Source organism: Tenacibaculum sp. TB-56, from assembly GCF_059716275.2.
Map to the genome: position 1 here is coordinate 579,160 of NZ_CM201367.1, position 23,041 is coordinate 602,200.

A 23,041-nucleotide genomic window follows, 5' to 3' on the forward strand; every position below is an offset into this window, starting at 1 on the left:
TAAATATACTACCAATTTATAAATTTAGTTATTCTACAGAATAGTTTATATTTGATTGATGGCATTTTTTAAAAACACTTATTGGGTAAAACGTATTGCTATTAGCATTTCTTTACTTATCGTTTTATTTATTTTGTGGAATACCTATGTGTTCTTTCAAAAGTTTAAAAAAGACGAGCGCTCTAAAATGGAGATTTATGCTACTGCCATTAAAGAAGCAGCAGCTAATTCTGATTCTAATGGTAGTTTTAATTTAGTAACAAAAGTTTACCAAACGATAGAAAATATTCCTACCATTTCAGTTCATGAAAATGGTGATATTAAAGAATTTAATAATCTAGACTCTATCAAGTCTAAAGATCCTAAATACCTTCAACAGCAATTGTACATTATGAAAAATCAAAATGAGCCAATTGTAATCGAGTATTTAGGGGTAAAAGAATACATTTATTATAGAAACTCCGATCTTTTATACCGACTAAAATATTATCCACTCGCACTAGTACTAATTTTAGGACTTTTTTTAACCATTATTTACATGGTTTATAAATCAAATAAAGTTGCCGAACAAAATAAGTTATGGACAGGTATGGCCAAAGAAACAGCGCATCAAATAGGAACGCCTCTTTCTTCTTTATTAGGATGGATTGCTATTTTACGTACTGAAAATGTAAGTAGTGATTATGTTGATGAAATTGAAAAAGATGTTCGCCGTTTAAACACCATCGCAAATCGTTTTTCTAAAATAGGATCGTTACCAGAACTAAAGCAACATAATATTGTTACCATTACAAAAACTGCTTTCGATTACTTAGAAAACAGAAGTTCAAAACAAATTTCTTTTTCTTTTATTACTGAAAAAGACGAGCTCTTTTGTAACTTAAACACTGAACTATACGGTTGGGTAATTGAAAACCTTATTAAAAATGCTATTGATGCTATGCAGGGCAAAGGTAAAGTTGCTGTAACTATCGCTGAAACATCAAAAAACATTAAAGTATTCGTTTCTGATACTGGAAAAGGAATTCCTAAATCTCAGTTTACACAAATATTTAATCCTGGTTTTACCACTAAAAAACGTGGTTGGGGACTCGGATTATCGCTCTCTAAACGAATTATTGAAGATTACCACAACGGAAAAATACATGTATTAAAATCAGAATTAGGAAAAGGAACTACGTTTGAGATTTTATTAAACAAGGTTTAGTTTTTTTCTTTTTCTTCTAACCTACTTTTCATTGAAAGTCCAAAAAGAAGACCTCCAATTCCCCATAAAATTATTCCTACTACAACACTTTTAACGGTTATTTCTTTACCTTGAAACCAAGGAAAAACAACAACTATTATTAAAAACATTGTAAATCCCCAACTTAAACCAGTTTTAACCCACTTTTTCATAGCTCTTTTTTTATTGTCGTTACTCAAAATTCTTAGCAATTCCTTCTGCAACTGCTACAAACTCTTCATTCGTTAATTTCTCTTTCTTTGTAAATCGAATATCTTCCATCGTATGTAACGGAATTAAATGTACATGTACATGTGGCACTTCTAAACCAATTACACTCATTCCTATACGTTCGCAAGAAATTGTTTTTTCTATCGCTTTTGCTACTCTATATGAAAATGACATTAATCCGTCATACTCTTCTTTTGATAAATCGAACAACTTATCTTCTTCTCGTTTCGGAATTACCAAGGTATGCCCTTTAGCATTAGGATTGATATCTAAAAAAGCAAAATAGTTATCGTCTTCTGCTATTTTATATGATGGAATTTCTCCGTTGATTATTTTTGTAAAAATACTTGCCATTCTATGCTGTTTTTTTGTGTTTAGTAAAAATAAAAAAAGCGCTGCATAAGCAACGCTTTAACTATAATTATTTTAAAAAATCTATCTAGAAATTTCAACAATTTCAAATTTCATTATTCCATTAGGAACTTGAATTTCAGCTACCTCACCTACTTTTTTACCTAACAAACCTTTACCTATTGGTGAGTTTACAGATAATTTTCCGTTTCTTACATCGCTCTCACTATCAGCTACTAAAGTATAGATAAACTCCATACCGTTAGTGGTATTTTTAATTTTAACAATTGAATGAATTAAAATCTTAGACGTATCTAACTGACTCTCGTCTACAACACGAGCGTTTGCTACCACATTTTTTAGTTTTGCAATTTTTGTTTCTAACAGCGATTGCTCTTCTTTTGCTGCATGGTATTCAGCATTCTCACTTAAATCTCCTTTATCGCGAGCATCAGCAATTTCTTGAGAAACTCTTGGTCTTTCAACTTGTTCTAATTGCGCTAATTCTTCCTTAAGCTTTTTTAATCCTTCCTCCGTATAATATGATACATTACTCATCTTTTCTCCTTTTTTTAAATTATAAACAAAATCCTATATGCTTTACTCAACATTTAGCCAAGAAGCATATAACCTTTCTTCCTAAAACCCTGTGGGTTAAATTTAAAAATCCCACGCCCAAAGGAATGAGATTGTTACACAAATGTACAAAATATTTGTAACTTCGTCACGTTATGATATCAACTCTGTACTAAAACAATGAAAAAATTCTTTTACTTATTTTTTGTTATAATTTGTTTCAGCTGTAGCGAGAACACTCGCACAAGCAACTGCTTTTTAGGCTTACAAGTAAATACTATTGTCGATTTAACATTACCTGAATACCAAAGTCTACTAACAGCTGGCGGTACAGTTGAAACAGTTCTTCAAGGAAGGAATGTATATGTTTTTAGAATTGGAAATAACTTTAGAGCTTTTGACCAACAGTGTCCTGAAAGAAATTGTAATTCTTTAATGACATTTAACGGGGTAGAAATTATATGTCCTTGTGATGACAAAAAATATAGCTATATTTCTGATGGAGCTCCTTTAGATGGTGAAGGTTGTCATGCATTTATGTATTTTGTTACTCAAATTAGTAATTCTCAACTAAGAATATCTAGTTAATACCATTTGTACTAAGAATTAGATTCTTATTTTTGCAGCTACAACACAACTAACACATTTATCGTGAAAAATTATTTTTCTTCAAACTTTAAATTGGGCGTTCTAGGAGGCGGTCAGTTAGGAAGAATGTTACTTGCCGAAACGCAAAAATTTGACATCTATACTGTTATTTTAGATAGTAATACCGATGCACCTTGTGCTCAAATTTGCAATGAATTTCATCAAGGAGATTTATTAGACTATGATACTGTTTACAACTTCGGAAAAAAAGTAGATGTACTTACTATAGAAATTGAAAATGTAAATATTGACGCCTTAGATGCTTTAGAAGCTGAAGGATTAACTATTTTTCCTAAGCCGAAGAATCTAAGAACTATTCAAAACAAAGCACATCAAAAAGTGTTTTACCACGACAAAGGAATTCCAACAGCGGCTTTTTCTCGCTTTACTTCCTTAGAAGAATTAAAACATTCTATCAGTAACGAAGCTATTACCTTTCCTTTCGTATGGAAATCTGCAAGGTTTGGCTACGATGGAAATGGTGTAAAAATAGTTCGTTCAATTAACGATTTAGAAGGATTACCTACAGGAGAGTGTATTTCTGAAAAACTAATTCCTTTTAAAAATGAATTGGCAGTTATTGTTGCCAGAAATGCTAACGGAGAAACCAAAACCTATCCTGTAGTAGAAATGGAATTTCATCCAGAAGCAAACCAAGTAGAATATGTAATTTGTCCTGCAAGAATTGAAGATACTATTGCTCAAAAAGCACGTGAAATAGCATTAAAAGTAGCGGATGCTTTTGGGTTTGTTGGTTTACTTGCGGTAGAAATGTTTCAAACTGAAGATGATCAAATCTTAGTAAATGAAGTAGCTCCAAGAACTCATAATTCAGGGCACTATTCAATCGAAGCGAGTTACACCAATCAATTTGAACAACATTTACGTAGTATTTTAAATCTTCCTTTAGGTAATACCGAAAGCAAAGTAGCTGGAATTATGGTGAATTTAGTAGGTGCTGAAGGATATACTGGTGATGTTGTGTATGAAAACATTGAAGAAATTTTAAAGATTGACGGAGTTACCCCTCATATCTACGGAAAAAAGACGACAAAACCTTTCCGTAAAATGGGACATGTAACTATTGTTAATGAAGATATAAATGAAGCGAGAAAAGTCGCTCAACAAGTAAAAGAAACGATTAAGGTAATAGCAAAATAACCTCTCGACTACGCTCGAGATGACAAAAACATAAATTTATGGTAGGAATTATCATGGGAAGCGATTCAGATCTTCCAATCATGCAAGAAGCAATTGATATTTTAGAAAGTTTTGATATTCAAGTAGAAGTCGATATTGTATCTGCTCACAGAACTCCTGAAAAATTATTCGATTACGCTAACAATGCGCACAAACGCGGAGTACAAGTTATAGTTGCTGGTGCTGGAGGTGCTGCACATTTACCAGGAATGGTAGCTAGTATGAGTCCGTTACCAGTAATTGGAGTTCCTGTAAAAAGTAGAAACTCTATTGATGGTTGGGATTCTGTTTTATCTATCCTTCAAATGCCAGGTGGTGTTCCTGTTGCAACTGTAGCTTTAGACGGAGCTAAAAATGCAGGAATCTTAGCTGCGCAAATTATTGGTGCTTCTGACAAATGTGTCTTAGACAAAATTATCGCTTACAAAGAAGGACTTAAACTGAAAGTTGAACAGGCTTCAGAAAGAGTAAAAAAATAATAGTATTTTAGTACTATAAAAAGTAAACCTCACAGAATACCTTTGTGAGGTTTCTTCAATTTTAAACCTAATTTTTTATGACTAAGAACCCACTTTTACAAGATTTTAATACGCCTCCTTTTTCTCAAATTAAAGAAGAAAATTATAAGCCTGCTATAAAAGAAGCTATACAAATAGCTAAAAATGAAATTGATGCTATTGTTAAAAATTCTGAAACTCCAACTTTTGAAAACACACTAGTTGCATTAGACAATGCTGGTAGCAAATTAGATAGAGCTACCTCTATTTTCTTTAATTTAAACTCAGCAGAAACCAACAAAGAAATTCAAGAAATAGCAAAAGATATTTCACCTTGGTTAAGTGAGTTTAGAAACGATATGATTTTAAATGAGGAGTTGTTCAAACGTGTAAAAGCTGTGTACGATCAATTACCTGATTTAAACTTGACTCCTGAACAAGAAATGTTGCTAGATAAGCAGTACAAAAGCTTTACACGTAATGGAGCCAATTTAAATGAAATCGAGAAGGTTGAACTTCGTAAAATTGATACTGAGTTAGCAAAATTATCGTTACAGTTTGGAGAGCATGTATTAGCTGAAACCAATACTTTTGAATTATTAATTACTAATGAAGATGATTTAGCAGGATTACCAGAAAGTGCAAAAGAAGCTGCTAAAGAACTTGCAAATTCGAAAGATCAAGAAGGTTGGATGATTACCTTAGACTATCCTAGCTATATTCCTTTTATGACTTATGCTGATAATAGAGAATTGAGAAAAAAATTAGCAATCGCTTTTGGTAAAAAAGGATTTCAACAAAATGAATACAATAATGAGCAAATTGTAAAAGATATTGTAACCTTACGCCACAAACGTGCAAACCTATTAGGTTATAAAACCCACGCTCATTTTGTATTAGAAGAGCGTATGGCAGAAACGCCTGAAAAAGTTATGGAGTTTTTACATGAGTTATTAGAGAAAGCCAAACCTGCTGCACAACGTGAGTTTCAAAATTTAGCAGAATTTGCAAAAGAACTTGACGGAATAGATCAATTACAAAAATGGGATGGTGCTTATTACTCTGAAAAACTAAAGAAAAAATTATTCAATTTAGATCAAGAGCTATTGAAGCCATATTTTAAGTTGGAAAATGTAATTGACGGGGTTTTTACTGTGTCTAACAAGCTTTTTGGTTTACAATTTGAAGAAATTAACACTATTGATAAGTATCATGAAGATGTTAAAACCTACGCTGTAAAAGATACGGACGGAAATTTTGTTTCTTACTTATATGCTGATTTTCATCCGAGACCAGGAAAACGTAATGGTGCATGGATGACTTCATACAAATCACAATATATTAGTAATGGAGTTAACGAAAGACCTCAAGTCTCTATCGTTTGTAACTTTACCAAACCTACGCAAACTAAGCCTTCTTTATTAACTTTTAACGAAGTTACTACCCTATTCCACGAATTTGGCCATGCTTTACACGGAATGCTTGCTAACACTACTTACAAAAGCTTATCAGGAACTTCAGTTTCTTGGGATTTTGTTGAACTACCTAGTCAAGTTTTAGAAAACTGGTGTTACGAAAAAGAAGCGCTGGAATTATTTGCAAAACATTATAAAACAGGAGAGGTTATTCCTATGGAATATGTTGAAAAAATTAAAGAATCTGCGAGTTTCCATGAAGGAATGCAAACCTTGCGTCAATTAAGTTTCGGATTATTAGATATGTCTTGGCACTCTGGGAATTCTCCTGAAACTATTGCTGATGTAAAAGAGTTTGAAACGAATGCTTTTGAAAGCACTCAATTATATCCTGATGTAGCTGAAAACTGCATGAGCACTTCTTTCTCTCATATTTTTCAAGGTGGATACTCAGCTGGATATTATTCTTATAAATGGGCAGAAGTGTTAGATGCCGATGCTTTTGAATATTTTAAAGAAGAAGGTATTTTTAATAAGGAGATTGCGGATAAATTCAAAAACAATGTATTATCTAAAGGCGGAACCGAAGAGCCTATGGAATTATACAAACGTTTTAGAGGAAGAGAACCAAAACCAGATGCTTTATTAAAACGTGCTGGATTGATTTAATATTTGTTATCTTTGAAATAAAAATGAGAAGAAACGCCCTTTTACCTATACTATTTTTTTTCACAAACATCCTCTATGCTCAAATAAAACTTAAAGGAGTCATAATGTCTAATAACACTCCTATCCCTTATGCTATAGTTTATATTAATGGTAGTTTATCTGCCACTACAACTAATGAAAAAGGAGAGTTTAGTATAATATCTCCAAAAGGGGGTGAAAAATTAGTTGTTAATCATAAGAGCTATAAAACTACGGCAGTAACCATAAAAAGCATAGAATCACACTCATATATAAACATTAATTTAACAAAAAAATTCAACACAAACGGAAAGTATTTTAACCCTAAAAACATTTTATATAAAGATTATGATTTTAATAGGTTCAAAAGAGCTCTACTGGGACGAATTCACTACTCTAAACATTTATTAATTGAAAACCCAGAAGTAATAAATATTATATACAACGAAAAAGAGAACAAGCTCTTGGCTACTGCTAAGGAAACTATTATTATTTCCAATAACATACTAGGTTACAAAATTTATTATGATTTAATTGATTTTAGGTTAACTAATGAATCTTCTAATATAAAAGGATTTTATTTTTTTGAAACTATTAATAACCCTAAAAAGGAAAATTCATGGAAAGAAAATCGAAATAATATTTACAAAAGCACATTAAATCACTTTTTAGAAAGTATTACAACCAATAATATTTTCTCCTATTATAAGATAGACGAAGTAAAAATAGCACCAAACAAAAAAAGTTCTTCGGATGGACGACTTCCTCAATACACCAAAATAAAAATTAGAGATATTAAAAAAATAGAAGATATTTTTAACCCTTCTGAGAGTGAAAAATCACTTAAATTTAATTATTTCTTAGATATAAAACCTATTAAAAGTGCTTTTGATTTAAAAATAAATAACACTGAAAAAATTGCTGAACATAAAAATTTACTCCTTTATTTACCTAAAGGAAAAGTAACTATAAAACCTTATAAAAAATTCTATTCAGAATCAGAAATAATTAATTTGATTAAATTAGATAATATTTTCTATCTTTTCCCTGTAGAATATAACTTTTCAGAAAAGAACAAAAACTAACTTTTATTCTTCTCTTCAATCCACTTGCTCATAAACTTTGTGGCTTGTAAGGTTTGATGCTGTAACAAACTTCCAAGAAAATTTTGTGTACGATGTATGCTAAGGTTTTCTTGGATTTTTTTTACGCTCTTCATAAAAGAAATCTCTAACACGTCTTTATCGTACAGTGAATTAATAATCTCTACACCTTTTTGTTGAGACTTTTCCCAAAGGATATCATAAGTATATAACTCTATAGCTTTGTTAGCAAACTTCTCATAATCATCTTCTATAAATCCGTTCCAAGGTAAATTTGCATGCATTCCTTCTGCACCTATCGAAGTAGTTACACTTGGCGTTCCACATTCCATAGCTTCGGTTAACTTTCCTTTAATCCCTGCCCCAAAACGGATGGGTGCTAAAACAACCTTGGCATTCTTAACCACTTCTAAAACATCAACAGCAAAACCTTTAACGATAAATCCTTCTTTAGGTTTATGCAATTGTTGAATTTGTTGCGTAACATAAGCACCGTAAATATGCAATTCAGCATTGGGTAATTTTTTTCTGATGTATTTCCATATTGTTTTTAACTGTAATACAGCATCAACATTTGGCGCATGAAAAAAATTACCTACAAATACAAAATGCGCTCGTTCTTCAAAAGGCTTCCAACTTATAATAACTTTATCATCAATCTTATTTAATAAAAAAGGTAAATGATATAACAGGGCTTCGTCAATCTTAAAAACTTCTTTTAACAATTGAACTTCATAAGTTGAGATAATCAAACTCATATCACAACGTAAAATAGCGGCTATTTCTCTTTTCGCTTCATCAGATTTCAATAAAGCTTCGTTAGAAAACTCTGCTCCTTTTTTCAATTGCTGATGACGTACTTTTCGTAAAAAATGCAAATCTTCTGTATCTAAAATTCGTAACGCTTTTGGGCAATATTCTGCAACACGCCAACCAAATTGCTCTTCCATCATAAAACGATCGAACAACACAACATCGGGTTGAAGTTCCTTAATAAAATGATCAAAAGAACTTGAATTCAATTCAATAGATTTCTCTTCTATACCTAATTCAACTAAATTTAAAGAGTTTTCGGTTTTTTGAGCTGGTGTAGCAAAAGTAATGGTATAATTATGGTTTTTAAAAACATTGATTAGCTGTAGCATTCGGTTACCAGCTCCTGTTGTTTTTTCTACCCAAACATACCCAATAATTAAAAGTTGTTGCATTAATTTAGTCCGCTAATTGCGTTTGGTAGTTATTTTGAACACTTTTTGCCCACTCAGTGATTTGTTGCACCTCTTCTTTAGACAAACGAGCATCGGCATGCGCCCATGTGTATGAATCTAACGGCATTTTTCCTTTTTCTACTTCTTCCCAAACCTCTTTCATTTTGTGTTCCTTTCTTTTTAAAGAATAAGTAGCCCATTCAGAAAAATTCAATTCTTCTTTTCCGTGATTTACATGATCTGCCAACCAATAATTCACAGGCGTAATACTACTATACCAAGGATAACGTGTTGAATTACTATGACAATCAAAACACGCAGTTTTTAAAATTTTATGCACTGCATCGTTTGGCTTGGTTTCTTCTATAAAAGACTGAACAGAAGTAATTTCCCCTTCATTTTTTTCTGGTTGAAAAAATTGTGCGATTACTAACAGTAGTAATAAAACTCCGATGATTTTTTTAAAAATTTTCATACAATGCGTTTAAGTTTTAAAGATATGAAAACTAATTTTATCGACAAATAATTGTACTTTTGTACTTCATTTTTACGAAAGCCCAAAATGGGCAATTGCAAACAATGTTCAACATCAGCATAAATAGTTAAACTATTGGTAGTAGACATTGTGCAATATAAATAGATGAAATAATAAAACACAACTCATGAAATACGATTTAATCGTTATTGGTTCTGGTCCAGGAGGATATATCGCTGCTATCAGAGCCGCTCAATTAGGTTCTAAAGTTGCTATCATTGAAAAATACTCGACTTTAGGTGGAACTTGTTTAAATGTTGGATGTATTCCTTCAAAAGCTTTATTAGATTCTTCGCACCATTACTATGATGCGGTAAATCATTTCGAAGAGCACGGTATCTCTGTAGAGAAACCTTCTTTTGACTTCGGAAAAATGGTAGCTCGTAAAGCAAATGTAGTAGAAACTACTACTGGAGGTATCAAATATTTAATGGATAAAAATAATATTGAAGTTTACGAAGGTTTAGGATCTTTTGAAGATGCTACGCACGTAAAAATCACTAAAAATGATGGTACTGAAGAAGTAATTGAAGGTACTAATATTATTATAGCTACTGGTTCTAAGCCATCTTCTTTACCTTTTATTACTATTGATAAAGAGCGTGTAATTACTTCTACAGAAGCGTTAAAACTTCCTGAAGTTCCTAAGCACTTATTAGTAATTGGTGGTGGTGTTATTGGTTTAGAGTTAGGTTCAGTTTACAAGCGTTTAGGTGCTGAGGTAACTGTTATCGAGTATGCTCCTACGATTACTCCAACCATGGATAAAGATGTTTCTAAAGAATTGACTAAAGTTTTAAAGAAACAAGGAATGAAAATTAATGCTAGCCACGGAGTTACTTCTGTTGAAAGAAATGGTGACGAAGTTGTGGTAAAAGCTACCAATAAAAAAGGTGAAGAAGTTACTTTTACTGGTGATTACTGTTTAGTTTCAGTAGGTCGTCGTCCGTATACTGATGGATTAGCCTTAGAAAAAGCAGGTGTAAAAGTTACTGAAAGAGGTATGGTTGAGGTTAACGATCATTTACAAACTAACGTTTCTAACATTTATGCAATTGGTGATGTAGTTCGTGGAGCTATGTTAGCGCATAAAGCGGAAGAAGAAGGTGTAGTAGTTGCTGAATATTTAGCAGGACAAAAACCTCATATCGACTATAACTTAATTCCTGGAATTGTTTATACATGGCCAGAAGTTGCGGCTGTTGGTAAAACAGAAGATGAATTAAAAGAAGCTAAAGTAGATTACAAAGTTGGAAAATTCTCTATGCGTGCATTAGGACGTTCTCGTGCAAGTGGAGACTTAGACGGATTTGTAAAAGTTTTAGCGGATAAAAATACTGATGAAGTATTAGGAGTTCACATGGTAGGTGCTCGTGTTGCTGACTTAATTATGGAAGCTGCCGTTGCAATGGAATACAGAGCTTCTGCGGAAGATTTAGCTCGTATTTGTCATGGACACCCAACGTATTCTGAAGCTATTAAAGAAGCAGCGAAAGCAGCTTGGGATGGACAACCATTAAACGCTTAATAAAAAGCTTTAAAACATATTTAAAAAGCAATCTCGTTTGAGGTTGCTTTTTTGTTTTACTTCAATTAACTTCGTTAATATAAAAACAAAAATCACTCTTTAAAAGATATAATAAATTTGACATTAGAAACTATTCATAAATATTTAAAATATATTTCTAACGAATGTGATAGACATTTAAGAGATAAAGAGGTTAGTTATGATGAAATCAATCAATTGAGTATTGAGCTAGAAAGGTTTATTGATATGGTTAACGAAAGTGAACTTTCAAAAGAAACTAAATCTCTAATCAATAAACTATCATTTAAGACTGACAATAAAGATATTCGAAAAAGCTGGATTAAAAATTTAATAAATAGTTTGTTATTGAACGATGAATCTCCTACAAATATATCATACTATAACACCCAAAAAAGTAGAACAGAAGATCTCAAAAAGTTGAAAAATGATGTTTCTAATTTAAGTTTAAAATTAAAGATAAAATACCAATAAAAAATCCCGAACTAATTTAGTTCGGGATTTTTTTATTGGTATGACGTTATTTCTTATTGAATTCCGTAGAAAGAACTCATGTTATCTTCGATATCAGACGCTTTTTTAACCGCCTCATACATTTGGAATCCTTTGTTCTGTCTTTCAGCAGCGATACGCTTTCTAAAAGTATCGTAGTTAGGTAATGCTGTTGGCTCTTCTCTCTTTTCAACTACAAAAGCAAAAACCCCTTTATCTCCTGCTACGTTTTTAACAACTTCGTTTTCTTTAGCGTTAATCATTGCTCCTACTACTTTAGGCTCAAATCCTACACCAGAAATAGTTGGTGATTGTAAGTTTACATCGGTTGCAACTCTTACTGATTGACTTGCAGATTTAGCGATTTCTTCTAAAGTAGCTCCGCTCATCTTATCTTCAATCATCTTAGCTTTTCTTTCGTTTGTTAAAATAGGACGAACAGTAGCAATTGCCTTATCAACTGGCATTAAACCTTTAGCTGTTTTAGCTGTTAATACCGCTACGATATATCCTCCTTCAACATCAAAACGCTTGTAGCTTCCTTCTTCAGTTTCTGGTTCAAAAGCCCAAGTAATAATTTGTCTTTCATTACCTACACCTGGTACGTTTTCATCTAACGACTTTAATCCTACCGCTGGTAATGAAGTTAAGTTTTTCTCTTTTACTGCTTCTTCAAAAGTTTTACCGTTTGCTAATTCTAATGCAAATGTTTCAGCATTTTGGAATACAGCATCTTCAGTTTCTTCTGAAGCTTCAATCTTACGTCCGTAAGTAGCTAATTTCACAACTGGTTGGAAGTTCTTTTGTCCGTCAATTTTAATTACGTGGTATCCGAATTGAGACTTTACTACTCCCATATCTCCTGTTTTTCCTTCAAAAACGAAATCTCTGAAAGAAGGCACCATTCTGTTGTAAGCAAACCAATCGTAGAATCCACCTTTTTCAGCTGAACCTTGATCAGATGACATTTCTTTAGCTAAATCAGCAAACTTAGATTTATTTGCTTTAACCACTGCTAATAAACTATCTGCTGTTTGCTTAGCTTCTTCTTCTGTTTGAACCACTGTTTCATCAGCCGCTGCAGCACCTATAAAAGGAATTAAAATATGACTTGCTTGAGCAGAATCTGGTAATTGTTTTACTTCAGTAATTTTAGATAACTTGAAGAATCCAGCATCTTTGTATGGTCCGAATACATCTCCTTCTTTTCCGTTAAAAATATCCTCTGCTATTACTTGAGGAACCTGAACTTTAAATTTGTAGTTTGTATCTAAACCTAAATCTGAATTATTTTCTTCTAAAAATTCGTGGTAATTAGTAGTGTTTTTTAATCCTTTTACTGGAGTATTATTTACTTCTGAATCTTCAATTAAATTTGCTACTTCTGTTTTGATAGCTTCTTCATCTTCCGCCGTAGGCGCAATAGCAAACTTCACAAAGTTAATATCTCTTGAAGCTTCTACTTGAAAAGCATCTTGATGTTTGTTGATATAGTTTTGAACATCACTTTTCTTTAATGTGATTAAACTATCAGCTATTGTTGTGTATGGTACGTAAACATACTTTCCTGTAACCTTAGTATTTTCTATTAGGTATTGTGCTTCTCCTTCTTTTAAAGAAGCTCCTAAACCAGCAGCTACTAATTTATCGTACGTGTTTTTTTCAATGTTGCTTTTTAACGAAGCCATATAGCTTTGCCATGCAGCCCACTCTTGACCATTTTCTTCTTTAATAGTAGCTAAATGTTCTTTTAACTTGTTTTTATCGAAAATACCCGAAGTTGCAAATCTTGGATCACCTTGTACAACAGGAGTTTCGTATAAAGCATTCATAATATCAGCTTCTCCTACTGTGATTCCTGCTTCTTCTAATTGCTTTTCGTAAATTTTTTGACGAATTAAGTTATTCCAAACCACTTTAGCCGCTTGCATTTCAGAAACGCTGTTACCCGTTTGTGCTTTATAAGCATCTAAAGCTTCAGCAAACTCTTGACGAGAAATGGCTTCGCCATTAACTTCACCTATTTCGTTTACTTTACTTGCGCTAAAAAAGTCTGAGATTGTAGAAGGGTCTAATACAAAAGCAAAAAGTGCTAAACCAATTACAAGAATTAAGAACATTGAGCGTTCTCTAATTTTCGATAAAATTGCCATACGTCGTTTATTTTATTAACAGTGTGCGAAAATACAATTTCAAAGTATATAATGCAATGTTTTTTTATGCTGTTTTTGAGGGACTTCTCTAGAGAAACAAGGATTTGTTAATCTCTTTTATTGTTTACCTTAAAGTAAATGTCGTTAATTTTTGTAGCACTTACTTTTAAAATTTTAATTTGAAAGTTTTCGATATGTAAAACTTCATCTTGCTGCGGAATCGTTTCGGTATAATTTAAAATAAAACCTCCTAAAGTTTCATAGGCTTCTTCTTTAGGAATATTTAAACCGTACTCTTCGTTTAGATAATCTACTTCTAAACGTGCTGAAAAGTTGTATTCGTTTTCGCTAATTTTTTCTTCTAACAGTTGCTGGGTATCGTGCTCATCTTCTATTTCTCCAAACAGTTCTTCAACAATATCTTCAACCGTAATAATTCCTGAAGTTCCTCCATATTCATCAACAACTACTGCGATACTTTTTCGTTTTTTAATCAACCCGTTTAGTACATCATTTATAATCATAGATTCTGGCACGAACTCTACTGGCAACAAAATAGATTTGATAGAATTTGGCTTTTTAAACAATTCAAAAGCATTTACATAGCCTAAAATATCATCTAGTGAATTTTTATAGACAAGTATTTTTGACAAACCAGACTCAATAAACATTTTTTTAAGATTGCTTACAGATTCATGTAAATCTACAGCTACAATTTCTGTTCTTGGCACCATTATTTCTCGTGCTTTTACCTTATGAAATTCTAAGGCATTTTGAAAGATTTGTATTTCAGAGTCTACTTCTTCTTCGTCATTACCTGCATCTAATTGCTCAGAAATGTAATTTCCTAATTCCTCTTTACTAAATTCTGTTTGAATTTCATCTTCTTTTGTTCGGAAGAAAACACGCAAGCAGAAATCTGAAATTTTAGTAATTACCCAAGTAACTCCGTAAAAAAACACGTAAAAAATATAGGCTGGTACAGCAAAGAATTTTAAAATTTCATTCGCATAAATTCTAAAAATAGCTTTAGGCAAAAACTCTGCTGTAACTAATATAATTATTGTTGAAATAAGTGTTTGAGTAAGTAAACTAACATCAGACAATACATAATTTACTATAGTATAATCAGATGGTAAAAATGATTGAAACCATCCCATTAATAACTCTCCCATAAAGTAACTATACACTACTAAAGCTACATTATTCCCCACGAGCATAGTGGTAATAAATTTGGAAGATTTTTCAGTTAGTTTTGATAAAATTCGAGGTACAATTCCTTCTCTTTTCTTTTCTAACTCTATATGAAGTTTATTTGCAGATATAAAAGCTATTTCCATGCCTGAAAAAAAGGCAGAAAACAGTATAGACACAAAAATAATGACGAGCTCGGGTTGCATTAACGTTGTTTATTTCTTTCTTGTACTTTTCTTCTAAAGTGTCGTTTAAAGAAGAAAATTAATATGATAAAGATAGCAAAACCAAACATAATAAATGCTTGCTCTTTATCTGAATTCCATTTTAAAATTCCTTCAACAAAAAAGATGATTCCTACAACAAGGTATCCGTATTGTAAATATTTCCAAAGTGTGTTCATTATATATCTTTTTGTGTTGTTTCTATATCTCCCGTAATATCCTTAGCCATCCATTTGGTTAAACTTTCGTTTGATTCAAATCCGTAGCCATTAATAACACTTTCTGGTGTTGTAAAACGAAAACCATCTTCTGTAAAGAAATAATGCTCTTCTTGATCCCAAAACAACTGATTGGTTTCTAGTTTTGTTTGTTTTGAATGATTAGTGATTACCACATTTCCTCTAATTTCAGACACCTTAGTTTTGTCGTACGTTAATGCATAATTTCCTGAAATAGTAGTAGAATCGGTTCCTGTTTTGTCTATTGTGGTTATTTCTATTCCTTTAGGAAATTCTTTATACGGATGCTCTTTTCTATTTGAAAAATCATAAAAAACAGGAGCCTTTGTTTTAGAGGTTATTCTTCCTGAATCTTTATGCACATGATAAATATCTATTGCAGAACCTACTGGTAGATTTTTATCAGCTAAAAAATCTCGCACTTCCTTTTTAGAGTTGGTACAAGAAAAAAACATTGCCACCAAACAAATGGTAGCAATGCTATTATATATATGTTTTGCTTTTTTAAGCATTACAGTTTATTAAGGTACACGAACAGTTTCTCCAATCCAACATCCTACTCTATAGCTTGCTCCTGAAGCTAAACCTTTTTGGAAAACTAATTTTTTAGATGGTACATTCTTTTTATAACTTGAAATATATCTTCCTGCACCACATCCTGGATCTACTTGATCAGCTTTAATCGCTTTGTTTAAAGCAGCTACATATACCATTCTTTTTTCGAACTCATCACTACCACAAGAGTTTGCACTTCTTTGATATAAACTTGCAATGAATAAATAAGCTTTACCCATGTTTGGATTGTACTTTAAAGCTTCGTAAGCTAAAGCTCTTGCTCTACTTCCGCTAGCACTTTGTGCTTCTCTTAACTTGTACTTAGCCTTTTTAAACGGATCTGTTTCTAAATCGAAAGCTTTCTTTCTCATTTCAGCAGCTCCACTATTATCTCCATGTTTAGCTAATACACCTGCTAAGAAGTTATAAGCATCAGCAGATTGCGTTACTTTAGCGTACTCGTTAGCTAATTTTTCAAATAACGGATCTGCAGTACACTCTTTGTTATACATTCTTGATACCGCTCTTTTTAACCAAATTCCATCAGTTTTCTTAGATTCAAAATCTCTTGTATAGATTGGAATTAATCTTTCACAAGTAGCTATTTTAGAAATTTTAGCATCTAAACCACCTTCTACTTGACCTAAAGAAGATGAGTTAATTGTATAAGCTCTTAAGTTTTTCTTTTCTCTAGAAGTAATAGTTCCTAAAGAATCTTTCTCTTGTAACTTTGCTATCTTCTTACTGTAATCTTCTAATTTTTCACCTACAGACTCCATTACGTCATCATACGTGTCAAATACTTTTTGAGGCTCAGTATCTTGATACTTCTCTGCTATAGCTTCAAAATATCTGAAGATATTTTTAACACCCATATCTTTAGGAGAAATGTCATACGCTTTTTTCAAGATTTCAAAAACCTCTTCGTCTGATGCTAATTTGTTATCTATTAAGAATTCTGCATAGTCACTATGTGCTTTAGCAGGATCTGCATCTGGAAAGTTTGCTAATCTTGTTTCATATACTTTTTTAGCTAATACAGGATCTTTTAAATTCTCTGCTACTTTAACTCCGTACTTATATATGTTAATAGATAAACCAGCACAGTTATCTAACAAATACTCTAAATTAGGTTTTGATTGTTCATATTTTTTTGTTGTTACATCTCCTTTAAAAAGGTTGTATTTAATATGACACTCTTGACTTGCTTGTGCTTTTGCTCCATTTACGGCTACAAACAAAAATAATCCTGTTAGTAAATACGTAATTTTTTTCATCATTATCGGTTTTTGTTAATCTATTCGTGTTTTGTGGAACCATTTAATACTGTTCAAAGATAAACTTAATCTTACGTTAAAGTAGTTCTCTTTTATTAAGTTATTGTTAGTTGTTCCTCTTTGCCCATACTCAAATCCTACGTTTAAGTTTGATAATTGTCTTGGCAATGGCAATCCTAATCCAACATTTATGCCAAAGTCTTTTACTGGCTCAAAATTATCTGTTGTTTTTACTAACAATCCTGTATCTTCAAAACGTAAACCTGCTCTATAAGTTACTCTATCCCAATAACTAGTAATCGAATTTACTTTTGGAATAAAATATCCTCCTATAGCAAATTTACTTGAGTCGTCGTATTTGTGAGATTGACCATCAGTAATAAATATACTATTACTTCCTAGAGCACTTTGGTATTGTTGATTTACTTCTACATACCATTTATTCTCTTTTCCTATACCAAAACCATACACACTTTTCAATGGTACATTAATATTTCCATTTAAAGGTCTATCAAATAATACATCTTTAATTTCCCCATCATCTTCTGAAATAGAATACATTCTTTCGTTTCCTTTTACTGATAAATCAGAAGATAAGGTAAACGATGCTCCGGTAGATAATTGTAACTTATTTTTTAGTTCTGTTTTATATTGAGCTCCTAATTTAAACTGTCCTCCTCTTACATTAAAAGATTCTTCGTGCGAGGTAGCTAACACTACATCTGTTCTTTTATTAAAAACATTATTCTCTATGTTTCCGAAAACAAAACCTGCTTCAACACCTAACGACAAACCTTTGTATGCGTAAATACCATAGCTCGCATAGATTTTATTAGCTCCTCCTTCACCAGAAAACACAGTAATATCTTCTGTATTTTCTTTATCTACCAGTGAATATCCTACTGAAGAAAAAGGTTGTAAACCAACCGAAAAACCTGCTTTTTTTCCAACAGGAAAACCAAGAGAAATATATCTCAAATTCGTAGAATTTCCTGTTTGAGATTCGTTTCCTTCTTTTACGGTTAAAAATGTTAAGCTACCACCAATTGCATAAGTTGCTGCTCTTAAATCGGCATTTGCTGCTGGGTTTATAAAATTTAAGTGATGATTATTTTTCGTTGCAACACCAATTCCTCCCATAGAAGCTTGCTCTACTGTTACTGCTTCAAAATTTTCTCCTATACCAAAGTAAGAGTATGGTGAAGCGCTGTTTCTTTGCGCTAATATTGCTGATGTAGTAAATACAAAAACTCCTAATATAAATCTCTTAATCATTCGCTAAGTTGTGTATCAAAATAGTATGTAATCCTTCCAAAACAAAATTTGGATGGGCAAATATGACACTTTTTAATTGTTTTGACAAAAAATATGTATCCCCTCCTGTTAAAACTACTGTTAATTCTTGATACTTTTTTTGATATTGTTTAATTATTCCGTCTATTTCATTAGAAACTCCATTAATAACGCCCGAATGTATTGAAGTATTGGTATCAACTCCAATAAAATTTTCAAGTTTGCTTGGTTCTAACAAAGGCAATTTAGCCGTAAATTTGTGTAACGCTTTATACCTCATTTGAATACCTGGAGAGATCGCCCCTCCTAAATACTCACTTTCTTTCGTTATAAAATCATAAGTAATACAAGTTCCTGCATCAATCACCAATACGTTTTTGTTAGGATACTTGTTAGCCGCGGCAGAAGCTAATGCTATTCTATCTACTCCTAATGTCTTAGGGGTTTTATAATTGTTTTTAAACGGAACGTTTGTAGTAGAATCTAAAAAAATCGGATTTAAAAGTTCTGCTATTTCTTGCCTTTCTTCTTCTGTAAAATGAGCTACGGATGACACAATACTACTAGTAATTGAAAAATTTGAAATTATTTTTTTCACTTCTGAAAGTATTTCTGCTTTATCAAAAACAAAAATTTCATTAATAGTATCTAATTCAAAAACAGCTACTTTAACTCTTGTATTGCCTACATCAATAATTAGGTTCATATTTCATTTCTTAGAGCTTGTAAATTTACGGCACATTTTTTTAAAGTTTTTACTTTGTATAATTAAAAAACGATTGTATATTTGCATCCGCTTAACGAAAGTAGCAACTGGTGCCTTAGCTCAGTTGGTAGAGCAAAGGACTGAAAATCCTTGTGTCCCTGGTTCGATTCCTGGAGGCACCACAATAAAACTCGTAGCGCAAGTTGCGAGTTTTATTTTAAAGATGTTACTTTTTCAAAGCAAACTGGTGCCTTAGCTCAGTTGGTAGAGCAAAGGACTGAAAATCCTTGTGTCCCTGGTTCGATTCCTGGAGGCACCACCACAAAAACCCGAACAAATTTGTTCGGGTTTTTTAGTTAACTTCGGTTTATGCATTTTCTATACATATTACATAGCCAAACTATTAATAGATATTACGTAGGTGAAAGTATAAATCCTGAAAACAGATTACTACAACACAATACACATCATTATAAATCTAACTACACCAAGGCTACTAGTGACTGGAAAATTGTTTTAACTCACTCTTGTCAAAACAAACAAGATGCGCTTTATTTAGAACGATTTATTAAAAGAATGAAAAGTAAAAAGTTTATAGAAAAGATTATTGCTAACCCTTCCATCTTAAATGACATCTTATTAAGAAAGTAATCTCCTGGTTCCCCCGACGCTTCGGGGCTGGAGGCACCACCACAAAAACCCGAACAAATTTGTTCGGGTTTTTTAGTTAACTTCGGTTTATGCATTTTCTATACATATTACATAGCCAAACTATTAATAGATATTACGTAGGTGAAAGTATAAATCCTGAAAACAGATTACTACAACACAATACACATCATTATAAATCTAACTACACCAAGGCTACTAGTGACTGGAAAATTGTTTTAACTCACTCTTGTCAAAACAAACAAGATGCGCTTTATTTAGAACGATTTATTAAAAGAATGAAAAGTAAAAAGTTTATAGAAAAGATTATTGCTAACCCTTCCATCTTAAATGACATCTTATTAAGAAAGTAATCTCCTGGTTCCCCCGACGCTTCGGGGCTGGAGGTACCACCACAAAAACCCGAACAAATTTGTTCGGGTTTTTTAGTTAACTTCGGTTTATGCATTTTCTATACATATTACATAGCCAAACTATTAATAGATATTACGTAGGTGAAAGTATAAATCCTGAAAACAGATTACTACAACACAATACACATCATTATAAATCTAACTACACCAAGGCTACTAGTGACTGGAAAATTGTTTTAACTCACTCTTGTCAAAACAAACAAGATGCGCTTTATTTAGAACGATTTATTAAAAGAATGAAAAGTAAAAAGTTTATAGAAAAGATTATTGCTAACCCTTCCATCTTAAATGACATCTTATTAAGAAAGTAATCTCCTAGTTCCCCCGACGCTTCGGGGCTGGAGGCACCACCACAAATCCCGACTTTTCGGGACAAACAAATTTGTTTGCCCCGAAAAGTCGGGATTTTTAGTTTTAAGCTAAAAAACAACTCAATAAATGACCGAGTTGTTTTTTATTTATTTTAATCTGAACCTCATCTCTATTGGATAATGGTCTGATGCTTCGCTAAATTCATTTAATACTTTCCCTTCAATATATTCAATCGTATTTTCTGTATAAAAAATATAATCAATACGTTCTACGGGATCTTTAGTATCAAATGTGTTTTCAGGGTTTTCAGAAGAAAATGCTGCGTTCCCAACTCCATCCATCGAAAACATTTTTTGAATAATAGCTTCGCTATCTCTTGCTTTTGAGTTAAAATCACCCAATAAAATAGTTGGGTACGTTGTTTTATAACTATTGAAAAGATTCAATACGTATTCAAACTGACGTACTCGTGTTGCTTTGTCAAATGCTTCTAAATGTAAGTTTATCACCACAACTTCTTTTCCTTCTATAATCACTTTAACCACTTGCATCAACCTATCTAAATACAATGCATCTCTATAAAACGGATTATCTGCCACACGCTCTAACACAATTCGTTGGTAATCTTTTAACTCATATTTACTTAAAATGGATTGTCCTGACACAATTTTACCAAAGTGCATGCTTGGTGGCCAAGAAGGAAAAGGGACGTAATGTTCATCCCAATTTACCCCTCTTGCTACATAGTTATATCCTAATTTAGCAATCTCTTCTTCCTGATTTACTTCATACGATCTCGCTGCTTTGTAATCAATTTCTTGAAAAGCCAATATATCTGGATTTACTTTTTGAATTTCAGTAAGCACCTTTTTCATATTAGAATCGAATAATTCTTTAGGTTTTGCGATTGCTCGGTTATTTGTCATTCCGCTTAAATATCCAATATTATAAGTTACAATACTGTAAACAGAATCAGTATCTAAAGTGGTATCATACTCGTGTGTAATTATTTTTGCGTATTCAGCTTCATCCATGGTTGGTGAAGACGCCCAAAAAAAGAAGATTGCAAACGCTGCTATAACTACCAATAAAAATCTTACAGCAATTCTGAAAATAGACTTCATAAAAAACTAAAAAAATGTTAAAAATACTTTCAAATTTAAACTTTTTTAATCTCGTTTGGTCTTAAAAGCGTAAATAATTACAAAACCTTAAATTTTTATAAACATGAAAAAATTATTAACAGTATTGGTTTTAGCGGTTGGATTTACCGTTACTACTCAAGCACAAAAAGGAGATAAAGGTAAACGTGAGCAATTAACGGTAGAACAACAAACAGAGTTAGAAGTTAAAAAAATGACGTTGAAGTTGGATTTAACTGAAGCGCAACAAAACCAAATTAAACCTTTAATAGCTAAAAAAGTAGCTGAAAGAAAAGAAATGTGGGCTAAGAGAAAAGCGATGAAAGAGAGCGACAGTAAACCTACTTCGGATGAGCGTTACGCAATGAAAACCAAAATGCTAGACAAGCAAATTGCATACAAAACTGAAATGAAACGCATTTTAAACGAGCAGCAATACGAACGCTTTGAAAAAATGGCTGCAAGAAAAATGAATAGACATAAAAAGAAAGGTGATCGTAAAATGCATGAAAAAAAGAAAGCATCAAAAAGAAAATAAAAGCGATAAGTAATATCGATTTATAGTAGATTAGTTTTGATTGAAAAAGCCCTGTTTTAGTTTTAAAACAGGGCTTTTACTTTTTATTTATTCCTCTTTAAACCAACTTGAATATTTCACATAATTGTTGGCTATTCTATCAATCTCTCCAGAAATTAGCTCTTGAGAAATATCTTTTACTTTTTTAGCTGGAACTCCTGCATATACACTTCCACTTTCAATATGTGTATTTTTAGTAACTACAGCACCTGCTGCGATAATAGAATTCGATTCTACCACGCAATCATCCATAATAATACTCCCCATACCTACTAACACATTATCGTGAATTGTACATCCATGCACCAAAGCATTATGACCGATAGACACATTATTTCCGATCGTAGTTGGTGATTTTTGATAGGTAGCATGTATAACCGCCCCATCCTGTACATTTACTTTGTCTCCCATTTTTATATAATGTACATCACCTCGAATTACAGCATTAAACCATACACTACATTCTTTTCCCATTTGTACATCTCCAACAATAGTAGCATTTTCTGCCACATAACAATCTTTTGGTATTTGCGGATGTTTTCCGTTTACAGGTTTTATAATTGGCATATATAA

26 protein-coding genes and 2 tRNA genes are annotated in these 23,041 nt (G+C 32.2%); 14 read left to right on the forward strand and 14 right to left on the reverse strand.

Translation table 11 applies throughout. The features are described 5' to 3' along the window. Nucleotides 1-58 precede the first annotated feature (58 nt). Nucleotides 59-1,207 carry a sensor histidine kinase gene (locus AC3VI6_RS02765; RefSeq protein ID WP_497705085.1) on the forward strand — a complete coding sequence of 383 codons (1,149 nt, stop codon included), beginning with the start codon at nucleotides 59-61 and terminating at the stop codon, nucleotides 1,205-1,207. Here the strand turns inward: AC3VI6_RS02765 and AC3VI6_RS02770 are convergent. The 3 genes from AC3VI6_RS02770 to greA all read right to left on the reverse strand — a co-directional run bounded on the left by AC3VI6_RS02770 (nucleotide 1,204) and on the right by greA (nucleotide 2,365). Continuing rightward, a complete protein-coding gene (locus AC3VI6_RS02770; RefSeq protein WP_497705086.1) occupies nucleotides 1,204-1,398 on the reverse strand; it encodes a hypothetical protein in 195 nt (64 codons plus the stop codon). The genes AC3VI6_RS02765 and AC3VI6_RS02770 overlap by 4 nt on opposite strands. A gap of 19 nt (nucleotides 1,399-1,417) precedes the next feature. Continuing rightward, nucleotides 1,418-1,810 carry an HIT family protein gene (locus AC3VI6_RS02775; RefSeq protein WP_497705087.1) on the reverse strand — a complete coding sequence of 131 codons (393 nt, stop codon included), beginning with the start codon at nucleotides 1,808-1,810 and terminating at the stop codon, nucleotides 1,418-1,420. An 81-nt stretch (nucleotides 1,811-1,891) separates the two neighbouring features. Continuing rightward, nucleotides 1,892-2,365, reverse strand: a complete 474-nt coding sequence (greA, locus tag AC3VI6_RS02780) for a transcription elongation factor GreA (RefSeq protein WP_497705088.1) — start codon at nucleotides 2,363-2,365, stop codon at nucleotides 1,892-1,894. Nucleotides 2,366-2,563: 198 nt separating this feature from the next. On the opposite strand from greA, the gene AC3VI6_RS02785 reads away from it, so the two are divergent. The 5 genes from AC3VI6_RS02785 (at nucleotide 2,564) to AC3VI6_RS02805 (ending at nucleotide 7,915) form a co-directional block, all read left to right on the forward strand. Continuing rightward, the gene (locus AC3VI6_RS02785; protein ID WP_497705089.1) at nucleotides 2,564-2,971 is read left to right on the forward strand and encodes a Rieske (2Fe-2S) protein; all 408 of its coding nucleotides are present in this window, start codon (nucleotides 2,564-2,566) and stop codon (nucleotides 2,969-2,971) included. A 63-nt stretch (nucleotides 2,972-3,034) separates the two neighbouring features. Further along, complete coding sequence (locus tag AC3VI6_RS02790; RefSeq protein WP_497705090.1) at nucleotides 3,035-4,192, forward strand: 5-(carboxyamino)imidazole ribonucleotide synthase; 1,158 nt, start codon at nucleotides 3,035-3,037, stop codon at nucleotides 4,190-4,192. Nucleotides 4,193-4,230: 38 nt separating this feature from the next. After that, nucleotides 4,231-4,710: a 5-(carboxyamino)imidazole ribonucleotide mutase gene (purE, locus tag AC3VI6_RS02795; protein ID WP_028890550.1), complete on the forward strand. Its 480-nt coding sequence runs from the start codon at nucleotides 4,231-4,233 to the stop codon at nucleotides 4,708-4,710. A 77-nt stretch (nucleotides 4,711-4,787) separates the two neighbouring features. Then, the gene (locus tag AC3VI6_RS02800; RefSeq protein WP_497705091.1) at nucleotides 4,788-6,812 is read left to right on the forward strand and encodes a M3 family metallopeptidase; all 2,025 of its coding nucleotides are present in this window, start codon (nucleotides 4,788-4,790) and stop codon (nucleotides 6,810-6,812) included. Nucleotides 6,813-6,835: 23 nt separating this feature from the next. Continuing rightward, entirely contained in the window at nucleotides 6,836-7,915 is a 1,080-nt protein-coding gene (locus AC3VI6_RS02805; protein WP_497705092.1) for a carboxypeptidase-like regulatory domain-containing protein, read from the forward strand. On the opposite strand, the gene AC3VI6_RS02810 is transcribed toward AC3VI6_RS02805, so the two are convergent. After that, nucleotides 7,912-9,141, reverse strand: a complete 1,230-nt coding sequence (locus tag AC3VI6_RS02810; RefSeq protein WP_497705093.1) for a glycosyltransferase — start codon at nucleotides 9,139-9,141, stop codon at nucleotides 7,912-7,914. The two genes, AC3VI6_RS02805 and AC3VI6_RS02810, sit on opposite strands and share 4 nt — an antisense overlap. A gap of 4 nt (nucleotides 9,142-9,145) precedes the next feature. Beyond that, nucleotides 9,146-9,616, reverse strand: coding sequence for a heme-binding domain-containing protein (locus AC3VI6_RS02815; protein WP_497705094.1), 471 nt, complete (start codon nucleotides 9,614-9,616; stop codon nucleotides 9,146-9,148). Between the two features lie 187 nt (nucleotides 9,617-9,803). Between AC3VI6_RS02815 and lpdA the strand changes: the two genes are divergently transcribed. Next, a complete protein-coding gene (gene lpdA, locus AC3VI6_RS02820; RefSeq protein WP_497705095.1) occupies nucleotides 9,804-11,204 on the forward strand; it encodes a dihydrolipoyl dehydrogenase in 1,401 nt (466 codons plus the stop codon). Between the two features lie 117 nt (nucleotides 11,205-11,321). Continuing rightward, the gene (locus tag AC3VI6_RS02825; protein WP_274634663.1) at nucleotides 11,322-11,696 is read left to right on the forward strand and encodes a hypothetical protein; all 375 of its coding nucleotides are present in this window, start codon (nucleotides 11,322-11,324) and stop codon (nucleotides 11,694-11,696) included. Nucleotides 11,697-11,749: 53 nt separating this feature from the next. Here AC3VI6_RS02825 and AC3VI6_RS02830 read toward each other — a convergent pair whose 3' ends face one another. The 7 genes from AC3VI6_RS02830 to AC3VI6_RS02860 all read right to left on the reverse strand — a co-directional run bounded on the left by AC3VI6_RS02830 (nucleotide 11,750) and on the right by AC3VI6_RS02860 (nucleotide 19,355). After that, nucleotides 11,750-13,867 carry a peptidylprolyl isomerase gene (locus tag AC3VI6_RS02830; RefSeq protein ID WP_497705096.1) on the reverse strand — a complete coding sequence of 706 codons (2,118 nt, stop codon included), beginning with the start codon at nucleotides 13,865-13,867 and terminating at the stop codon, nucleotides 11,750-11,752. A gap of 107 nt (nucleotides 13,868-13,974) precedes the next feature. After that, nucleotides 13,975-15,267: a hemolysin family protein gene (locus AC3VI6_RS02835; protein ID WP_520436367.1), complete on the reverse strand. Its 1,293-nt coding sequence runs from the start codon at nucleotides 15,265-15,267 to the stop codon at nucleotides 13,975-13,977. Next, nucleotides 15,267-15,464, reverse strand: a complete 198-nt coding sequence (locus AC3VI6_RS02840; protein ID WP_028890542.1) for a hypothetical protein — start codon at nucleotides 15,462-15,464, stop codon at nucleotides 15,267-15,269. Before AC3VI6_RS02840 ends, AC3VI6_RS02835 begins: the two co-directional genes overlap by 1 nt. After that, on the reverse strand, nucleotides 15,464-16,036 hold the full coding sequence (gene lptC / locus AC3VI6_RS02845) for an LPS export ABC transporter periplasmic protein LptC (RefSeq protein ID WP_435255451.1): 573 nt from the start codon (nucleotides 16,034-16,036) through the stop codon (nucleotides 15,464-15,466). The genes AC3VI6_RS02840 and lptC overlap by 1 nt, the downstream gene beginning before the upstream one ends. Nucleotides 16,037-16,045: 9 nt before the next feature. Further along, nucleotides 16,046-17,359, reverse strand: a complete 1,314-nt coding sequence (locus tag AC3VI6_RS02850) for a tetratricopeptide repeat protein (protein ID WP_520436368.1) — start codon at nucleotides 17,357-17,359, stop codon at nucleotides 16,046-16,048. 12 nt (nucleotides 17,360-17,371) lie between these two features. Further along, the gene (gene bamG, locus AC3VI6_RS02855) at nucleotides 17,372-18,631 is read right to left on the reverse strand and encodes a BamG family beta-barrel-assembly machinery protein (protein ID WP_497705099.1); all 1,260 of its coding nucleotides are present in this window, start codon (nucleotides 18,629-18,631) and stop codon (nucleotides 17,372-17,374) included. Next, nucleotides 18,624-19,355 carry a type III pantothenate kinase gene (locus AC3VI6_RS02860; RefSeq protein ID WP_497705100.1) on the reverse strand — a complete coding sequence of 244 codons (732 nt, stop codon included), beginning with the start codon at nucleotides 19,353-19,355 and terminating at the stop codon, nucleotides 18,624-18,626. Before AC3VI6_RS02860 ends, bamG begins: the two co-directional genes overlap by 8 nt. Nucleotides 19,356-19,464: 109 nt before the next feature. Here AC3VI6_RS02860 and AC3VI6_RS02865 point away from each other — a divergent pair. The 5 genes from AC3VI6_RS02865 (at nucleotide 19,465) to AC3VI6_RS02885 (ending at nucleotide 20,748) form a co-directional block, all read left to right on the forward strand. After that, nucleotides 19,465-19,537, forward strand: a tRNA-Phe gene (locus tag AC3VI6_RS02865). A 64-nt stretch (nucleotides 19,538-19,601) separates the two neighbouring features. Next, nucleotides 19,602-19,677 (forward strand) — tRNA-Phe (locus tag AC3VI6_RS02870). Between the two features lie 47 nt (nucleotides 19,678-19,724). Then, nucleotides 19,725-20,006, forward strand: coding sequence for a GIY-YIG nuclease family protein (locus AC3VI6_RS02875; RefSeq protein WP_497705101.1), 282 nt, complete (start codon nucleotides 19,725-19,727; stop codon nucleotides 20,004-20,006). An 89-nt stretch (nucleotides 20,007-20,095) separates the two neighbouring features. Then, a complete protein-coding gene (locus AC3VI6_RS02880) occupies nucleotides 20,096-20,377 on the forward strand; it encodes a GIY-YIG nuclease family protein (protein ID WP_497705101.1) in 282 nt (93 codons plus the stop codon). An 89-nt stretch (nucleotides 20,378-20,466) separates the two neighbouring features. Beyond that, nucleotides 20,467-20,748 (forward strand): GIY-YIG nuclease family protein, encoded by a 282-nt coding sequence (locus AC3VI6_RS02885; protein WP_497705101.1) that lies wholly within the window; start codon nucleotides 20,467-20,469, stop codon nucleotides 20,746-20,748. A 147-nt stretch (nucleotides 20,749-20,895) separates the two neighbouring features. On the opposite strand, the gene AC3VI6_RS02890 is transcribed toward AC3VI6_RS02885, so the two are convergent. Next, the gene (locus AC3VI6_RS02890) at nucleotides 20,896-21,873 is read right to left on the reverse strand and encodes an endonuclease/exonuclease/phosphatase family protein (RefSeq protein WP_497705102.1); all 978 of its coding nucleotides are present in this window, start codon (nucleotides 21,871-21,873) and stop codon (nucleotides 20,896-20,898) included. Between the two features lie 103 nt (nucleotides 21,874-21,976). On the opposite strand from AC3VI6_RS02890, the gene AC3VI6_RS02895 reads away from it, so the two are divergent. After that, nucleotides 21,977-22,429, forward strand: a complete 453-nt coding sequence (locus AC3VI6_RS02895; protein ID WP_497705103.1) for a DUF4890 domain-containing protein — start codon at nucleotides 21,977-21,979, stop codon at nucleotides 22,427-22,429. A gap of 87 nt (nucleotides 22,430-22,516) precedes the next feature. Here the strand turns inward: AC3VI6_RS02895 and AC3VI6_RS02900 are convergent, their stop codons facing one another. Beyond that, complete coding sequence (locus tag AC3VI6_RS02900) at nucleotides 22,517-23,035, reverse strand: gamma carbonic anhydrase family protein (RefSeq protein WP_435255465.1); 519 nt, start codon at nucleotides 23,033-23,035, stop codon at nucleotides 22,517-22,519. Nucleotides 23,036-23,041 lie beyond the last annotated feature (6 nt).

What these genes read in the sequence shown, in the direction of transcription:
- AC3VI6_RS02765 (WP_497705085.1), top strand. Translation starts at nt 59, where the DNA reads ATGGCATTTTTTAAAAACACTTATTGGGTAAAACGTATTGCTATTAGC.
- AC3VI6_RS02770 (WP_497705086.1), bottom strand. Translation starts at nt 1,398, where the DNA reads ATGAAAAAGTGGGTTAAAACTGGTTTAAGTTGGGGATTTACAATGTTT.
- AC3VI6_RS02775 (WP_497705087.1), bottom strand. Translation starts at nt 1,810, where the DNA reads ATGGCAAGTATTTTTACAAAAATAATCAACGGAGAAATTCCATCATAT.
- greA (WP_497705088.1), bottom strand. Translation starts at nt 2,365, where the DNA reads ATGAGTAATGTATCATATTATACGGAGGAAGGATTAAAAAAGCTTAAG.
- AC3VI6_RS02785 (WP_497705089.1), top strand. Translation starts at nt 2,564, where the DNA reads ATGAAAAAATTCTTTTACTTATTTTTTGTTATAATTTGTTTCAGCTGT.
- purE (WP_028890550.1), top strand. Translation starts at nt 4,231, where the DNA reads ATGGTAGGAATTATCATGGGAAGCGATTCAGATCTTCCAATCATGCAA.
- AC3VI6_RS02800 (WP_497705091.1), top strand. Translation starts at nt 4,788, where the DNA reads ATGACTAAGAACCCACTTTTACAAGATTTTAATACGCCTCCTTTTTCT.
- AC3VI6_RS02805 (WP_497705092.1), top strand. Translation starts at nt 6,836, where the DNA reads ATGAGAAGAAACGCCCTTTTACCTATACTATTTTTTTTCACAAACATC.
- AC3VI6_RS02810 (WP_497705093.1), bottom strand. Translation starts at nt 9,141, where the DNA reads ATGCAACAACTTTTAATTATTGGGTATGTTTGGGTAGAAAAAACAACA.
- AC3VI6_RS02815 (WP_497705094.1), bottom strand. Translation starts at nt 9,616, where the DNA reads ATGAAAATTTTTAAAAAAATCATCGGAGTTTTATTACTACTGTTAGTA.
- lpdA (WP_497705095.1), top strand. Translation starts at nt 9,804, where the DNA reads ATGAAATACGATTTAATCGTTATTGGTTCTGGTCCAGGAGGATATATC.
- AC3VI6_RS02830 (WP_497705096.1), bottom strand. Translation starts at nt 13,867, where the DNA reads ATGGCAATTTTATCGAAAATTAGAGAACGCTCAATGTTCTTAATTCTT.
- AC3VI6_RS02835 (WP_520436367.1), bottom strand. Translation starts at nt 15,267, where the DNA reads ATGCAACCCGAGCTCGTCATTATTTTTGTGTCTATACTGTTTTCTGCC.
- AC3VI6_RS02840 (WP_028890542.1), bottom strand. Translation starts at nt 15,464, where the DNA reads ATGAACACACTTTGGAAATATTTACAATACGGATACCTTGTTGTAGGA.
- lptC (WP_435255451.1), bottom strand. Translation starts at nt 16,036, where the DNA reads ATGCTTAAAAAAGCAAAACATATATATAATAGCATTGCTACCATTTGT.
- AC3VI6_RS02850 (WP_520436368.1), bottom strand. Translation starts at nt 17,359, where the DNA reads ATGATGAAAAAAATTACGTATTTACTAACAGGATTATTTTTGTTTGTA.
- bamG (WP_497705099.1), bottom strand. Translation starts at nt 18,631, where the DNA reads ATGATTAAGAGATTTATATTAGGAGTTTTTGTATTTACTACATCAGCA.
- AC3VI6_RS02860 (WP_497705100.1), bottom strand. Translation starts at nt 19,355, where the DNA reads ATGAACCTAATTATTGATGTAGGCAATACAAGAGTTAAAGTAGCTGTT.
- AC3VI6_RS02875 (WP_497705101.1), top strand. Translation starts at nt 19,725, where the DNA reads ATGCATTTTCTATACATATTACATAGCCAAACTATTAATAGATATTAC.
- AC3VI6_RS02880 (WP_497705101.1), top strand. Translation starts at nt 20,096, where the DNA reads ATGCATTTTCTATACATATTACATAGCCAAACTATTAATAGATATTAC.
- AC3VI6_RS02885 (WP_497705101.1), top strand. Translation starts at nt 20,467, where the DNA reads ATGCATTTTCTATACATATTACATAGCCAAACTATTAATAGATATTAC.
- AC3VI6_RS02890 (WP_497705102.1), bottom strand. Translation starts at nt 21,873, where the DNA reads ATGAAGTCTATTTTCAGAATTGCTGTAAGATTTTTATTGGTAGTTATA.
- AC3VI6_RS02895 (WP_497705103.1), top strand. Translation starts at nt 21,977, where the DNA reads ATGAAAAAATTATTAACAGTATTGGTTTTAGCGGTTGGATTTACCGTT.
- AC3VI6_RS02900 (WP_435255465.1), bottom strand. Translation starts at nt 23,035, where the DNA reads ATGCCAATTATAAAACCTGTAAACGGAAAACATCCGCAAATACCAAAA.